Origin of the sequence: Mucilaginibacter aquaedulcis, assembly GCF_030409325.1 — a bacterium.
Lineage (GTDB): Bacteria > Bacteroidota > Bacteroidia > Sphingobacteriales > Sphingobacteriaceae > Mucilaginibacter > Mucilaginibacter aquaedulcis.
In genome coordinates, this window is the sequence record NZ_JAUFPR010000003.1 from 113,491 (window position 1) to 128,985 (window position 15,495).

The following is a 15,495-nucleotide window of genomic DNA, read 5'->3' on the forward strand; positions in this document are numbered from 1 at the left end:
TATATGTGATTCAACCAATATTTAGATTTTACCATCGTAATAATATGACTTTTTCAACAATAGTTATCCACAAATGTCTATAATGTGGAAAAGTTATTGGTTGTGAATAAATATTGTGTTTGGGTATCGAGTAGTTAGTATCATGTATCAAGACTTTCTACAATGCTCATATTATTGTGATACTTGATACTAACTTCCTGATACTAATCAACTATTTCAAAAAGTCTTCGTCGTTGATATCATCTTTAATAAATGTGATACTCTTTTTCAATAACCTGTCAAACAAACCGCCTTCTTTGGCTTTTGGTTCAAACTTGGGTTTTTCTGATTTTGTTTCGGCACCCGGGGCCGCGTTCATGTATTCTGTTCTCTGTATACCTTTTATCAACAAACCTATACCTGTTGCAAAAGTTGGGCTTTGCAGCTCCTCATAAATATTTTTTGGTAGTACCTCGTTCTTGGCCAAATGCTCTGTTGGGTAACCCACACGGCAATCTAACCCGGTAACAAACTCAACCAGCTGACGCAGGTGTTTAAGCTGCGCGCCGCCACCTGTAATTACTATACCGGCAATCAGTTTTTTCTCATAGCCTGATGATTTGATTTCGTAGTATACATGTTCTACGATCTCTTCCATACGAGCCTGGATAACGTATGCCAGGTTTTTTACAGAGATCTCTTTTGGTTCGCGGCCACGTAAACCGGGTACGCAAACAATTTCGTTCTCTTTATTCTCATCGGCCAATGCTGACCCGAACCTTACTTTCAATTGCTCGGCGATATTGCGCATTACAGAACAGCCCTCACGAATATCCTCTGTTACGCTATTACCACCGAACGGAATTACCGCGGTGTGGCGAATAATACCTTCGTGGAATATGGCCACGTCTGTAGTACCACCACCAATATCAACCAAAACAACACCGGCTTCCTTTTCCTCTTCGCTCAATACAGATTCTGAAGAAGCCAATGGCTCTAATATCAGGTCCTGGCTATCCAAGCTGGCTTTGTTTACACATTTTACAATGTTCTTGATAGCCGTAACCTGGCCCGATATAATGTGGAAGTTCGCTTCCAGCCTTACACCGGCCATACCTATCGGGTCTTTAATACCCGGTTCGTTATCTACAGTAAACTCCTGAGGTAACACGTGGATGATCTCCTCGCCTGGAGGCATCACCAGGTTGTACATATCCTCAATGAGTTTGTCAATATCTTTACGGCCAATTTCCGACTGCAGATCTCTCCTGGTTATTAAACCACGGTGCTGCAAACTTTTAATGTGCTGACCCGCAATACCCACAAATACCACCCTGATCTCAACATTTGATTGCGCCCCGGCAACATCAACCGCCTGGGTTATGCCTTGTACTGTTTTATCAATATTTGATACCATACCACGGGTAACTCCCGCAGACTCGGCCTTGCCAATTCCTAATACCTCAATCTTCCCGTTCTTGCTCCTGCGACCAACAATGGCGCATATTTTTGTAGTTCCGATATCCAATCCTACTACAATTGGCGAACTTTTTTCTTGTGTTGAGCTTTTATCCATATTCCTAATTTATTTGAGCGCTTGTATCCTTTGTGAGTTTGGCAGCATCGGGCTTCAGGGCTGATGCCTTACTTGCCTTTATTGAGTCTGCCTTCATATTTTCATTTTTAATACCAACTACCTGACCCGAGTACTTAACACTGATCATGCTGTATTTATCCCAGCCTGCCTGTGGCAATACCTTTTTATAAAAGGCCAGCAGATTTTTAAACTTCACCTGCAATGAGTCGGCATCTCCTATCAATATACGCTGATTGCCAACGCGTGGTATCAATTCAATTTCCCTGTCTTTATTTACATATATCTGCGCCACCTGCGCATCCCATAATGAATCCTTCCGGATAAAATCGGCGGTCAGATACAGGTCTTTAGCCAGTTTGGTATGTAAAGAATCAACCTTATTGGCAAACAGTTCTTCAATAAAACCATTGGCCACCAAAACCCTGGCGGTAAAGTTTGTTGACAGCGGAATTTTCAAACCGTGCTGATCAACATAAAAATCCATATCATAATGGTTCATGATACGTAGTATTGGCTGGCGCTGGCTCACTTCTACCCTTAAAATGCCATCCATCTCGGTATAAACCTTAGCAAACTCAATAAATGGGTTAGCACGAAGTTTATTTTCCAGATCCTGTATATAGATATTCTCCAGCTTGCGGCCGATAAGCGTATGGCTGCTGGTTTGTAATATCTGGTCAACCTCTTCTTTATCAATAAAATACTGGTTGCCCGGAATATTCACTTTAACAGCTTTACAAATAACCGATGCCTTTTTTATTTCAATAAAACTCATGAGCGCGATGAGGCTACCCAGGCCAAATACCCAGGCAGAAACAATAAGCAAGCGCCTCCACATGAGTTTTTTATTCATGGTTTAATATTTCTTTTAAAGAGTGAACCAAAGTGTCAATATCACCGGCACCTACGGTGAGCAGTAACTCAGGCTGTTCGTTGGTTACTGCTCTTAACGCATCCTCCTTGCTTAGTTTGCGTTTGTTTAACAAGTGCATTTTATCTAACAACATATCCGAAGTAACACCCTCAATCGGCAGCTCCCTTGCCGGGTAAATATCCAGCATGATCAGCTCATCAACCATATCAAGCACTTCAGCGAAGCCGTCGGCAAAATCGCGGGTGCGGGTATATAAATGTGGCTGAAAAATGGCTGTAAGCTTCTTTTCAGGGTACAGTTTTTTTACTGATGATATGCAGGCCCTCAATTCTTCGGGGTGATGGGCATAATCATCAATATAAATATGCTGTGGTGTTTTTACAATATATTCAAACCTGCGTTTTACTCCCCTGAAAGATCCCAGCGCGCTTTTGATAGCATCAGGATTTACATTCAGTCTTAAAACAGACTCGATGGCTGCAACCGCGTTCTCAATATTATGTGTACCCGCGATACCCATTTTTATGTTGGGTATGGTCAGATCTGTATTTACAAAGTCGAAGTAAAAATCCCCATTCTCAATACGTACGTTAGCTGCATGAGCATCTGCTGTAACATCGGCAATGGCATACGTATAACCTTTACCCAAAGGCAAACCTTTTTTATGAACCAGCGTACCACCTTCTTTTATCTGCGAAGCAAATAGTTTAAACGATTCTGTAAGGTGTTCATGATCGCCATAAATATCCAGGTGATCGGCATCCATCGAGGTAATGATAGCTACATCCGGATACAGCGTCAGGAATGAACGATCATACTCATCGGCCTCAACCACCATTACATTGCTTTTGCCATACAGCACATTGCTTTGATAATTGGTTGATATACCACCTAAAAATGCAGATGGGTCATTTCCCGAATCTTTCAGAATATGCGCCACCATGGTTGAGGTGGTAGTTTTGCCATGTGTACCTGCAACCGCTATGGTAAACGAACTTTTGCTGATTAGCCCCAATACCTGCGAGCGCTTAAACAACTCAAACCCCTTATGTTTAAAATAATTCAGTATTTCTGAATCTTTAGGAACGGCCGGAGTATATATGATAAGCGTATCGTTACAAGGCTTCTGGAAGCTCATTGGTATCCAGTCTGCCCTGTCATCAAAAATAATTTGTATCCCTTCGTTGTGCAGATCATTTGTCAGATCTGTTGAGGTTTTATCGTAACCACAAACAATACAACCTAAATGATGGAAATATCGGGCCAGGCCGCTCATCCCGATGCCGCCTATACCTACGAGGTAAACTCTTTGTATGTTGCGTAGTTCCATTTTTTTGTTTTTAAAAAGGCCCTCCCGCTTTGGGGAGAAGGAGGACCATAATTTTAATTGTTGTTGTTTGTTGTTATTTTTAATAATTCGTGGGCAATAACCTCATCGGCATTTGGCATAGCCAGTTTGCCAATATTTACGCCCAGTTTCTTTTGCTGTTCTCTGTCGTTCAATAATTCAAGTGCCCTGTCAACCAGTTTAGCTTCGGCATCCCTGTCGGCTAAAAATACTGCCGCCTCTTCCTGTACCAGTGCCAGTGCGTTCTTGGTCTGGTGATCTTCGGCCACATTTGGCGATGGCACCAGGATCACCGGCTTTTTAACCATGCAAAGCTCGGCGATGGTACCTGCACCGGCGCGTGATATAATAATATCAGCAGCGGCGTAAGCCAGATCCATCCTTGATAAAAACTCCTTGATCTTGATATCAGGGTGATAATCTTCGCCCAGTTTTTCGATGATCTGTTTATAATAAAACTTACCTGTTTGCCAGATGATCTGCACATCGGCAGCTATCAGTTTATCAAGCCCTGCAAGTATGCTGTTGTTCAAAGTACGTGCTCCCAGGCTGCCACCTGTTATCAGTATTGTTTTTTTAAATGCCGATAACTTATAAAGCTCCAATGCCTGCATGTGCTTGCCGGCCACGTTTACGGCATCCTTACGAATAGGGTTGCCTGTTTTAATGATCTTTGAAGCTGGAAAAAACTGCTCCATGCCATCAAATGCCACGCATATTTTTTGAGCATTTTTTCCGAGCCATTTATTGGTAATACCTGCATACGAGTTTTGCTCTTGTATGAGATATGGTATATGCTTTAATGATGCTGCATACAACAAAGGTCCCGAAGCATATCCACCAACACCAACAGCAGCATCAGGTTTAAAATCTTTAATAATTTTAAGCGCCTTACGTACACTGTTAATTAATTTAATGGGAAACATCACGTTTTTCCAGATAGAACTACGCTGTATACCCTGAATATCCAACCCAATGATCTTATAACCTGCTGCCGGAACTTTTTCCATTTCCATACGGCCGTTAGCTCCTACAAACAATATTTCGGTAGCAGGGTCAATATTTTTTAAAGCATTGGCAATAGCAATGGCAGGGAAGATGTGTCCTCCTGTTCCGCCTCCGCTTATGATAACGCGAAGCCCCCCTGCCCCCTGAAGGGGGAGTTTTTGAGTTGCTTCACTCACATTATTGCTTTCTCTTTTCATTTTCTTTAACTCTCTTTTCTATATATAACTATAGTTCCCCTTTAGGGGTTAGGGGGCTTCTCATGCCGTCCTGATCTCTCCTACTACTACCTTCTTTGGCTCTTCAATATCTCTGCTTACCGATAATATAATGCCAAACGCCACGCTGGTAAACAATATTGATGTACCACCCATGCTTACAAACGGCAGCGGAACACCGGTTACCGGCCCCAAACCTACCGCCACCGCCATGTTAGCGAAAGCCTGTATGGTTAAGCTAAAACTTAAGCCGCAAGCCAGCAAAGCTCCGAAAGCCTTTGGCGCCTTTGTTACAATTTTTATACACCGGTATAATAAAAACAGGTAAATGCCTATTAAGGCAAATCCCCCGACTAATCCATACTCCTCAATAATAATGGCGTATATCTCGTCGGAGTATGATTCTGGCAGGTAGTTTCTTTCGCTACTGTTGCCTGGCCCTTTACCAAATAAACCGCCGCTGGCTATAGCTATCTTAGCATGGTCAGACTGGAAAGATTTATCAGGCTTGGCTTCTTCCGGGTGCAGGAAGGTACTTACACGCGTTGCATACATGTGCCTTCTTGGGCCCAGGAATAAAACGCCCAGCAATAAGATAAAACCTGCTCCGCAAACCACAGCAATTTGCTTAATACTAATACGGCCTATTATGAGCAGTAAAATGCTCACCCCAAACAGCATCAGCGCTGTTGATAAGTTGGCTAATGCAATTAATATAAACACCAGGCAAACCGCACCCATAATAGGCAAAAACGACTCTTTTACGTCTTTAATATTTTCCTGCTTGCGCGATAATGTACGAGCCAGGTAAGTGATCAGTGCCAGCTTGGCCAAATCCGACGTTTGAAAACTCAGCCCAATTACAGGGATGTTGATCCACCGGCTGGCATTGTTGATGTGACTACCAAACAATAGTGTATATAACAATAATGGTATGGTAACAATCATCATGATCTTGGAGATACCTGCATAGTAACGATAATCGAGCTTGTGTGAAATATACATGAGCGCGATACCGCCTACCACCATAGCCAGGTGCTTCATCAGGATCGATTCGACCCCAACTCCTCTCTTATATGCCAGCGTACCGGTTGAGCTGTATACTGCCAACAAGGATATAACAGAAAGCAATATGACTATAAGCCATATCCAGCGGTCGCCTTTTGTGTTACTGAGTATCCGATGCATTGTACCCCCTCTAAATCTCCCCCTAAAGGGTGAGACTTTTATTTAATGTTCAACTATTTATAATTTAAACCCTCATTATTCTCCCTTTATGGAGTTATGGGCTACAATTCCCGCACTGCCGCTTTAAACTGGTTGCCGCGGTCTTCGTAATTTTTAAACAGGTCAAAGCTGGCACAAGCTGGCGACAATAATACAGTGTCGCCCTTTTCGGCCAGGTGATAGGCTACCTGCACTGCTTCCTGCGCCGAGCCGGTGTTAACGATAACTTCTACATCCTCTTCAAAAGCATCATGAATGCGTTTGTTATCCTTGCCCAGGCAAACAATGGCTTTCACCTTTTGCTTTACGAGCTGTTTAAGCATACTATAATCATTTCCCTTATCTACACCGCCTAAAATCAGCACCACATCAGTGGTCATGCTTTCCAGGGCGTACCAGGTTGAGTTTACGTTGGTGGCCTTAGAATCATTAATGAAACTAATGCCTGATATTTTACCAACCGACTCCAGCCTGTGCTCGATGTTTTTAAAGTTGCCCATACTCTCTCTCATCGATTCGTTGCGCAGTTCAAGCACTTTTGATACAATACCTGATGCCATGGAGTTGTAAATGTTGTGCTTACCCTGCAGGGCCAGTTCTTTAATTGACATTTGAAAATGTTCTTGTAGTGTGTTAATGACAATATTGTCGTTTTCGAGATATGCTCCCGGTTTAATCTTAGTTTCTATTGAAAATGGTAATAACTGTGCTTCAAAACCGCGACCGGCCATACCTTTAATGGTTTCCGGATCGTCGGCGCAATAGATAAAATAATCGGCCGCTGTTTGATTTTGCGTTATGCGGAATTTTGACGCCGCATAATTTTCCAGCTTATAATCGTACCTGTCTAAATGATCAGGCGTAATATTGAGCAAAACAGCAATATCTACCTTAAACCTGTACATATCATCAAGCATAAAGCTGCTTAACTCCAACACGTAATACTCAAACTTTTCGGTAGCTACCTGGTAGGCAAAGCTTTTGCCTATGTTACCGGCAAGGCCTACATTCAATCCTCCGTTTTTCAGGATGTGGTAGGTTAAACTGGTGGTAGTAGTTTTTCCGTTTGAGCCGGTGATACCTATAATTTTGGCATCGCAATATCTTCCGGCAAATTCAATTTCAGATATAACCGAAATTCCTTTTTCGCGAAGTTTTTTAACAATAGGCGCCTTTTCAGGTATACCCGGACTTTTAATTACTTCTAAAGCATTCAATATTTCGGCTTCCGTATGCTGATTTTCCTCGAAAGGGATATTCCAGCCCTGAAGCTGCTTTTTGTAATGATCGGCAATGGCACCAAAATCAGAAACAAAAACATCATAGCCCTGCTGTTGCGCAAGGTATGCCGCACCAACACCACTTTCGCCGGCACCAAGAATGGCAATACGAGCCCCCCCCGCCCCCTGAAGGGGGTGCTTTTTATTAGCTATGTTGTTTTGTGTTTCCACTTATTTTCCTTTTATTTTCTTATATCTTGATTCTAATCCTATTTATTTTACTCCCCCTTTAGGGGGCCGGGGGGCCGTTATCTCAACTTCAGTGTTATAATCGTTATAATAGCCAACAGTATACCAATGATCCAGAAGCGGGTTACGATCTTGGCTTCATGGAAACCCTTTTTCTGATAATGGTGATGCAGCGGGGCCATTAAAAATATCCTCCTGCCCTCGCCCGATCTTTTCTTGGTGTACTTAAACCAGCCCACCTGCATAATAACCGATATGTTTTCGATCAGGAACACGCCGCATAGTACTGGAAGCAATAGTTCCTTACGTATCATGATGGCAAATACCGCTATGATACCACCTATGGCTAAACTACCCGTATCGCCCATAAATACCTGTGCAGGATAGGAGTTATACCATAAAAAGCCTACACATGCTCCAACAAAGGCACCAGCAAAAATTACCAGCTCGCCCGAATTTGGAATAAACATGATGTTCAGATAATCGGCCATTGCAATGTTACCCGATACATAAGCCAGTATTGCCAGCGTAATACCTATGATTGCCGATGTGCCCGTAGCTAAGCCATCAATACCATCGGTAATGTTGGCTCCGTTTGAAATGAACGTGATGATCACGATCACAAAAAACAGGAACACTACCAGCGCGTATTGCTCATAACCCGAGCCTAAAAACTTTAATACCTTGGCATAATCAAACTCATTATTTTTATAAAAAGGCATGGTGGTCTTGGTCGACCGTACATCCTGTGTATAAATAGGGTTATCCTTTTTCATGTGGAAGTCAACCGGAACATCGGCCCTTACCGGTAACTTCACTTCCTGCCTGATCACGATGTCGGTATTGAAATACATTGTCCACCCGATGATGAGTGCCAAACCTACCTGCCCTATGATCTTGAACCTGCCGGCTAAACCTTCCTTATTTTTTCTGAATACCTTGATATAATCATCCAAAAAGCCGATGGCACCCAGCCATACGGTAGTGATGAGCATCAGGATCACATAAATATTCTCCAACTTGGCGAACAGCAATGTTGGGATCAGGATGCCTAATAAAATAATGATACCACCCATAGTAGGGGTACCTGACTTTTGCATCTGACCTTCAAGTCCCAAATTCCTTACTGTTTCACCAACCTGTTTAAAACGCAGGTAATCAATTAACCTACGACCATACACCGTAGTAACCAGTAACGATGTTATAACAGCAAGCGCTGTACGGAAGGTGATATATTGAAATACCCCTGCTCCCGGAATGCTGTAGTTTTTACTTAGATATGTAAATAAATAATATAACATCTCTTTTTTTAATGTGCAGATATGCAGATGTGCAAATTTCAAATGTGCAGATATGCAGATGTGCGGTTAATGTTTTAAATGTGTTTTATAGTTACTATATTAATTGGTTTATATTTTGTCTGAATCTTGATTCAGGTAGTTAATTCATTAACTTAAATTGTTCTTCCAATTCCTCCATATCGTCAAAGTGACTTTTCACTCCGTTTATTTCCTGGTATTTTTCATGGCCTTTACCGGCAACCAGGATAATATCGCCCGGATTGGCGAGCATACAAGCTGTTTTAATAGCCTCATGCCTGTTCACAATGCTTACCGTGTGCCTTTTAAATGCCGGATCAACACCTTCTTCCATATCCTTAATGATCAGCGCCGGATCTTCCGAGCGCGGATTATCTGAGGTTAGTATTACTTTGTCGCTCCATTCGCTGGCTACTTTTGCCATTACCGGGCGTTTGGTTTTATCTCTGTCGCCGCCGCAGCCTATAACTGTTATCACCTTTTCATTACCCTTACGAATGTCATGGATGGTACTCAGCACATTTTGTACGGCATCAGGCGTGTGGGCGTAATCAACAATACCTATTACTTTGTTTGGAGCAGCTATATATTCAAACCTGCCCTCGGCACCGGTTAGTTTGCTCAGGCTGGTTAACACCTTGGCCTTATCCTGATCAAGCAGCATAGCCGTTGCATAAACAGCCAGCAGGTTGTACGCATTAAAAGTACCAACCATTTTAAACCACACCTCTTCATTATCAATGTGCAATAACAAGCCGCTGAACTGGTTTTCCAGTATGCGGGCCTTGTAATTAGCCATAGTTTTAAGACCATAAGTTTTTTTATGGGCCTGTGTGTTTTGCAACATTACATTGCCATTTTTATCATCACTGTTGGTAAGGGCGAAAGCACTTTTTGGCAGGCCATCAAAAAAGGTTTTTTTTGCCTTCAGGTAGCTGTCAAAAGTTTTATGATAATCTAAATGATCATGTGTCAGGTTGGTAAAAATACCTCCTGAGAACAGCAGGTTATCTATACGATGCTGCACAATGGCATGTGAGCTTACTTCCATAAAGCAGTAATCACATCCTTGCTCTACCATTTGGGCCAGCAAACTGTTAAGCTCAATTGGGTCGGGGGTAGTATGGGTTGATGGGATCACCTGTCCATTGATCTGATTTTCGACCGTTGACAGCAAACCGCATTTGTAACCCAGATCACGAAACAGCTGATATAACAGCGTTGCCACGGTAGTTTTACCATTGGTACCGGTTACACCAACCAGTTTAAGCTGTTCAGATGGCCTGCCGTAAAAATTGGCGGCAACTATACTTAAAGCCTTGCCCGAGTCGGCTACCATTAAATAATCAACCTCACCGGCAGTATGCGCAGGCAATTCTTCGCATATAACAGCTATAGCGCCATTTTTTACAGCCTGAGCAATATAGTCATGCCCATCAACAAGGGTACCTTTCACTGCAACAAACAACGATCCGGGCTTTACCTGCCTCGAATCGAAGGTTACCGAAGTAATTTCCACATCGGCGCTTCCCTGTAGTTCTGTGAAGGCCAGTCCATCCAATATATCACTTAAATACTTCATTGCAGTTCTAATGTTATTCGTGAACCCTTTGGTATTAAGCTGCCGCCAGTAACCGATTGTGTAGTTACTATGCCGCTGCCTCGTACCGTTACTTTATAACCCGCGTTGCCCAGTACATAAAGGGCATCGCTTAAACCCATTCCGGTTACTTCCGGAACTGTGCCATTCTTGTATTTTACTTCTTCAAAAGGAATACCGTTGCTGGTATCAACGCCTTCACCACCGGCATTAGCCGATGCATATAGTGGCTTTACACCTAACTTGGTATAAACCTTTTTTAATGCCGTTAAATTACCCTGCTTTACTTTTGGTAAGCTTGTGTTGCCAACCAGATTTGTGGCAGGACTTTGGTTTATCTCCATATCATTAGCATAAACCCTATCGGCAACTTCCCTGAAAACCGGGCCAGCTACCAGGGCAGCCAGGTAAACACCATGTGGATTATTTACAACCACGATCATGGAATATTTAGGATGATCTGCCGGGAAATATCCGCAGAACGATGCCTGGTATGTTTTGTTGGCGGTGTAGCCTTTACGGCCATCAGCCACCTGTGCCGTTCCTGTTTTACCGGCTACGCTATATAACTTGTTTTTTACCACATTTTTGGCTGTACCGTTAAGCACCACGCCCTCCAGCATACCTTTCACTTTTGACAGGGTAACATCAGAGCAAACCTGCTCATTAATAACCCGGGCCTGAAACTGTTCGATAGGATTACCCAACCTGCGAATTTCACGCACAAATATGGGCGCTATCATTTTGCCATTGTTTGCAACCGAGTTATAAAAGGCCAGCATTTGCAGTGGCGTCATATTCATTTCATAACCGTAAGCCATTTCGGGCAGGGTATAGTTTTTGTTCCAGCTGCGGTTTGATGGGTTTTTGATTACCGGTTTGCCTTCACCCGCTATTTGCAGTTGCAGTTTTTCATTCAAATGATAACTGTACAGTTTATTAATGTACTCCCATGGGTTACCGCTGTAATATTTGGTAACTAATTTTGCCGCAGCCACGTTTGATGATTCTTCAAAAGCGCGTTTAACGCTCATTTCATAGTTATCATGCTCGGTATCGGTAATGGTTGGCCCTTTCGGGAATTTATACTTGCCACCTTCGGCATTTACAATAGTGCTGGTATCAATCTTATGCTGATCAAGCAAGGTCATGTACGATGCCAACTTAAAAGTCGAACCCGGGTCAATGGCGTTGCTGATAGCATAGTTCATTTTTTCCTGGTAGTCGCCTTCCTTGGTACGGGTAAAATTGGCAATAGCCCTGATCTCACCGGTTGCCACTTCCATCAATACAACGCAGCCATGGTCTGCCTGGCTTTTGATCAGTTGTTTTTTCAGCGCGTCCTGTGCCACATCCTGAAAGTTCACGTTGATGGTTGATATAATATCAGCTCCATCTTTCGCGGCTATCTCATCCTCATCGTTATTAACCGGCATCCAGATACCACCTGGAATACGCTGCATTAAGCGGCGGCCATTTTCGCCATTGATATACGACGAATAGGCCCCCTCAAGGCCCACAGGATTTTTAACGTTATCATTCTTATAGCCAATTGTACGGGCAGCCAATGACTGAAAAGGTCGTATACGTTTGTTTTGCTGTAGTACGATCAGGCAGTTTTTAGTTTTCCGGTTTTTAAATATCTGGAACTCCTTTATCTTTTTTAGCTCCTGATAACTAACCCTGCGCCTCAACAGCAAATAGCGCGAATTATCCTTGCGAGCATCGCGTAATATCCGGGAGTATTCACGTGCACTCCTGTCGCCATACATTTTTGATAGGTTTGCTGCCAGCTGATCTATATTATCATTAAAAACGCCATCATCGGCAATACCACCGGCCAGCATATCCATATGCAACTCATATTCAGGCACCGATGTAGCCAATAAGCTGCCATCAACAGAAAAAATATTACCCCGGGCAGCCTCTACATCACGATACTGGGCCGACATGCTTACGGCCATGGCTTTCCATTTTTTGCCTTGTATAAACTGCACACGACATAACTGTACTATCACAGCAAACGCAAATAACAATATCAGCCCGAAAGCGATATACACCCGCAGCAGAATGTTGGTTCTAATTCCCATCCTGTTCTTCCTCCTTTACTGTTATTTTTTGCGGCGGCTCAACTGATTGCCTTACCCCAAGAGTATCGGCACGTTTGGCCACCTCGGTTAACGTACTTTTAAAAGCCATTTCGGCCTTGGCGGTTTTATAATCCCAGCCACGTTCTTTTACCTCTTTAGTTATATCATCAATATCACGTATCGTTTTTTCGGCCAAGTGCATGTTGCCAATGTATATCATGCCCAACAAGGCCAGGTACATTAAAAACGGCAAAGCGCTGGTAGCCTTTTCTGTAGAGATAAAGCCTTTGCTAAAAAGCTGGGTAAAAAAATTATCCGGAATTTCCCTTACAGGTTTTTCTTCCACGATAATATCCTGCTCAACTTCTTCTTCCTGAATTTCTGTACGTAAACGATTGGTCATTTTTTTACAGCTATCCTTAATTTAGCGCTCCGTGCCCTGTTATTATTCTTTATTTCTTCGTCTGATGCTGTTACAGCACCGCGACTTACCGCATCAAACGGTTTATTATCATTACCATATAAATCTTTCTCTACCTCACCGCTGAACTTACCTTTGGCTATAAAATTTTTCACCAGCCTGTCTTCCAGCGAGTGATATGACATTACTACCAGCCTGCCACCAACAGCCAATATCTCTGATGCCTGCACCAGAAACTCTTTCAAGGCTTCCAGCTCCTGGTTAACCTCAATGCGCAAAGCCTGAAATACCTGCGCCAGATATTTATTTTCCTTGCCCCTTGGGATACGGTTACTAATGGCGTTTTTCAGATCAGCTATGGTTACTATCGGTGCATTTAAACGCGCGGTAACAATAGTTTCGGCCAGCGATTTAGCATTTTGTATTTCTCCGTAAACACCAAAAATCCGATGCAGCTCGGCAGCAGTATAATTATTTACAACATCCTTAGCAGTTAGCTCACCCAACTGATTCATACGCATATCCAACTCGGCATCAAACCTGATTGAAAATCCCCGGTCTGCCTGATCAAACTGGTACGATGAAACACCCAGATCAGCCAGTATACCATCAACCGGAATAACACCATGTAAACGGCTGAAATTTTTGAGATAACGGAAGTTTTGATCTACGAAGATAAAACGCTCATCATCAATTAAATTCTGCTGAGCATCGGCATCCTGATCAAAGGCAACCAATTTGCCTTCCGCACCTAAATGCTTCAATATTTCGCGCGAATGCCCACCTCCACCAAAAGTGACATCTACATAAGTGCCATCGCTTTTGATATTCAGCCCATCAATGCATTCCTGCAACATTACCGGTGTGTGATACTCACTCATTATCCCTCCCTGCTTTACTTCCTAATACCTTTTGCGCTAATGCTGCAAAATCTTTTGGCATTTTAAGATATGTAGACTTATATACCTCAGCATCCCACACTTCAACTTTATTTAACTGACAGGTTAACATTACATCTGATTTAATACCCGCGTGCTCCAGCAAAAATTTAGGTATTAAAACCCGGCCGGCAGCATCAAGGGTTAATTCAGTGGCCCCGCTTGTAAAATATCGTATAAAGTCTGCACTGTCTTCGTCAAATTCATTAAGTTTACCCAGTTCATCCAATCTTTTATCCCATTGGGATTTGGTGTAGATAACCAGATTATTTTTAAAGCCACAATTGATCACAATGCCCTCAGTTTCAATTTCCGGAAGCTTTTTTTTGAGTCCAGCAGGAATCATCATCCTTGATTTAGGATCCAGCTTGCATTCAAAATTTCCGGTTAAATAGGACATTTTCAGACTATGGCATAATTTAATAGGTAAAAGTAGTTTACTTTTACCACTTTCTACCACTTTTTACCACCAAAAAGTTTTCAACATTTTTGGCCCTATTATGCTATATCCTAAAAAACAAAAAACCAGCAAGTTACCATCCAAAAATTGGCAGATGCATCAGGTAAATGAAAACAAATAAAACAGCGTTTAAAAGCGAATTCCACTTTCCTTGGGCCCATATTTGCCTTAATTTTTTGCGTTAAACGGAGATTGATGAGTCAACTGAAGGAATCAGATTTTAAAGCCAGATTGAATAAATGTTTGCTGGAGAAGGAAGAAGGAATTTTGAGCGAATAACCTCAAATATCAAGGCGGCAATGAGATTAATAAAATAAAAAATCCACGGGATTTCAACTTCCCATGGATTTTTCAGTGTTTGTTTAGGATAAATAAATTATTCCAGATCGGGCGTAGCCATCAGCTCGCATCCGGTGCTACTGCTGATAGTTACGTTGTGAAAGGTGTATCCGCCACCACTATATTGATAGCAGTCAACAAAATCTTTATCGGTTCCATCAGGGAGTACTAAATAATGGGTGCGGTAATGATCATCAAGAGTCATAAATGTAATGTCATAAGTACCCTCGGCTACATAACCTAAATTTTCATATCCGTCAATAACATCCCATGAGTGGTAATAAGGTGTTGTAAAACTATACACCTCATGCCCATTCTGGCTAAAGGTAATTATCCAGTCACTATCAAGATAGTTTTGCGCAATAGTTAGGTTACATGGAACGTCGTTAAATTTTGCTCCCGTAGTTGCAGGTTTAATGTCATTTAAAGAGTAATAAGGAATATGGTTCCCCCGCCTTAAAGGTGCATCTTTTGCCAGCACATTACCAGATAATAATGCGCAGAAAATCAGCGCCAATGGCATCATTAGGTTTTTCGTTTTCATAATAAATTGTGATGTTAAATGGTTTATTAATATCAAATATAGATGCTTAACAAAACGGAATCATGTA

General features: G+C 42.3%; 13 protein-coding genes. All 13 read right to left on the reverse strand.

All coding sequences use genetic code 11. The features are described from left to right. Positions 1 to 211: 211 nt before the first annotated feature. A complete protein-coding gene (gene ftsA / locus QWZ01_RS15700; RefSeq protein WP_290324834.1) occupies positions 212 to 1,555 on the reverse strand; it encodes a cell division protein FtsA in 1,344 nt (447 codons plus the stop codon). A 4-nt stretch (positions 1,556 to 1,559) separates the two neighbouring features. Further along, positions 1,560 to 2,429 (reverse strand): cell division protein FtsQ/DivIB, encoded by an 870-nt coding sequence (locus QWZ01_RS15705; RefSeq protein WP_290324836.1) that lies wholly within the window; start codon positions 2,427 to 2,429, stop codon positions 1,560 to 1,562. Beyond that, positions 2,422 to 3,780, reverse strand: coding sequence for a UDP-N-acetylmuramate--L-alanine ligase (gene murC, locus QWZ01_RS15710; protein WP_290324837.1), 1,359 nt, complete (start codon positions 3,778 to 3,780; stop codon positions 2,422 to 2,424). The genes QWZ01_RS15705 and murC overlap by 8 nt, the downstream gene beginning before the upstream one ends. A 53-nt stretch (positions 3,781 to 3,833) precedes the next feature. Then, positions 3,834 to 5,003, reverse strand: a complete 1,170-nt coding sequence (gene murG, locus QWZ01_RS15715) for an undecaprenyldiphospho-muramoylpentapeptide beta-N-acetylglucosaminyltransferase (RefSeq protein WP_290324839.1) — start codon at positions 5,001 to 5,003, stop codon at positions 3,834 to 3,836. 60 nt (positions 5,004 to 5,063) lie between these two features. After that, entirely contained in the window at positions 5,064 to 6,209 is a 1,146-nt protein-coding gene (locus QWZ01_RS15720; RefSeq protein WP_290324841.1) for an FtsW/RodA/SpoVE family cell cycle protein, read from the reverse strand. Between the two features lie 101 nt (positions 6,210 to 6,310). Beyond that, the gene (gene murD, locus QWZ01_RS15725; RefSeq protein ID WP_290324843.1) at positions 6,311 to 7,699 is read right to left on the reverse strand and encodes a UDP-N-acetylmuramoyl-L-alanine--D-glutamate ligase; all 1,389 of its coding nucleotides are present in this window, start codon (positions 7,697 to 7,699) and stop codon (positions 6,311 to 6,313) included. A 77-nt stretch (positions 7,700 to 7,776) separates the two neighbouring features. After that, on the reverse strand, positions 7,777 to 9,018 hold the full coding sequence (mraY, locus tag QWZ01_RS15730; RefSeq protein ID WP_290324844.1) for a phospho-N-acetylmuramoyl-pentapeptide-transferase: 1,242 nt from the start codon (positions 9,016 to 9,018) through the stop codon (positions 7,777 to 7,779). Between the two features lie 139 nt (positions 9,019 to 9,157). After that, positions 9,158 to 10,618 (reverse strand): UDP-N-acetylmuramoyl-L-alanyl-D-glutamate--2,6-diaminopimelate ligase, encoded by a 1,461-nt coding sequence (locus tag QWZ01_RS15735; protein ID WP_290324847.1) that lies wholly within the window; start codon positions 10,616 to 10,618, stop codon positions 9,158 to 9,160. Further along, the gene (locus QWZ01_RS15740) at positions 10,615 to 12,726 is read right to left on the reverse strand and encodes a penicillin-binding protein (RefSeq protein WP_290324850.1); all 2,112 of its coding nucleotides are present in this window, start codon (positions 12,724 to 12,726) and stop codon (positions 10,615 to 10,617) included. Before QWZ01_RS15740 ends, QWZ01_RS15735 begins: the two co-directional genes overlap by 4 nt. Then, positions 12,716 to 13,129 carry an FtsL-like putative cell division protein gene (locus tag QWZ01_RS15745; protein WP_290324852.1) on the reverse strand — a complete coding sequence of 138 codons (414 nt, stop codon included), beginning with the start codon at positions 13,127 to 13,129 and terminating at the stop codon, positions 12,716 to 12,718. Before QWZ01_RS15745 ends, QWZ01_RS15740 begins: the two co-directional genes overlap by 11 nt. Further along, positions 13,126 to 14,028, reverse strand: a complete 903-nt coding sequence (rsmH, locus tag QWZ01_RS15750) for a 16S rRNA (cytosine(1402)-N(4))-methyltransferase RsmH (RefSeq protein ID WP_290324853.1) — start codon at positions 14,026 to 14,028, stop codon at positions 13,126 to 13,128. The genes QWZ01_RS15745 and rsmH overlap by 4 nt, the downstream gene beginning before the upstream one ends. Beyond that, a complete protein-coding gene (locus QWZ01_RS15755) occupies positions 14,021 to 14,485 on the reverse strand; it encodes a division/cell wall cluster transcriptional repressor MraZ (RefSeq protein WP_290324854.1) in 465 nt (154 codons plus the stop codon). The genes rsmH and QWZ01_RS15755 overlap by 8 nt, the downstream gene beginning before the upstream one ends. A gap of 436 nt (positions 14,486 to 14,921) precedes the next feature. Next, positions 14,922 to 15,428, reverse strand: a complete 507-nt coding sequence (locus QWZ01_RS15760) for a hypothetical protein (RefSeq protein ID WP_290324856.1) — start codon at positions 15,426 to 15,428, stop codon at positions 14,922 to 14,924. Positions 15,429 to 15,495 lie beyond the last annotated feature (67 nt).

Bases quoted from the DNA above. Each gene is read 5' to 3' on its own strand.
- ftsA (WP_290324834.1), bottom strand. From the start codon at position 1,555: ATGGATAAAAGCTCAACACAAGAAAAAAGTTCGCCAATTGTAGTAGGA.
- QWZ01_RS15705 (WP_290324836.1), bottom strand. From the start codon at position 2,429: ATGAATAAAAAACTCATGTGGAGGCGCTTGCTTATTGTTTCTGCCTGG.
- murC (WP_290324837.1), bottom strand. From the start codon at position 3,780: ATGGAACTACGCAACATACAAAGAGTTTACCTCGTAGGTATAGGCGGC.
- murG (WP_290324839.1), bottom strand. From the start codon at position 5,003: ATGAAAAGAGAAAGCAATAATGTGAGTGAAGCAACTCAAAAACTCCCC.
- QWZ01_RS15720 (WP_290324841.1), bottom strand. From the start codon at position 6,209: ATGCATCGGATACTCAGTAACACAAAAGGCGACCGCTGGATATGGCTT.
- mraY (WP_290324844.1), bottom strand. From the start codon at position 9,018: ATGTTATATTATTTATTTACATATCTAAGTAAAAACTACAGCATTCCG.
- QWZ01_RS15735 (WP_290324847.1), bottom strand. From the start codon at position 10,618: ATGAAGTATTTAAGTGATATATTGGATGGACTGGCCTTCACAGAACTA.
- QWZ01_RS15740 (WP_290324850.1), bottom strand. From the start codon at position 12,726: ATGGGAATTAGAACCAACATTCTGCTGCGGGTGTATATCGCTTTCGGG.
- QWZ01_RS15745 (WP_290324852.1), bottom strand. From the start codon at position 13,129: ATGACCAATCGTTTACGTACAGAAATTCAGGAAGAAGAAGTTGAGCAG.
- rsmH (WP_290324853.1), bottom strand. From the start codon at position 14,028: ATGAGTGAGTATCACACACCGGTAATGTTGCAGGAATGCATTGATGGG.
- QWZ01_RS15755 (WP_290324854.1), bottom strand. From the start codon at position 14,485: ATGTCCTATTTAACCGGAAATTTTGAATGCAAGCTGGATCCTAAATCA.
- QWZ01_RS15760 (WP_290324856.1), bottom strand. From the start codon at position 15,428: ATGAAAACGAAAAACCTAATGATGCCATTGGCGCTGATTTTCTGCGCA.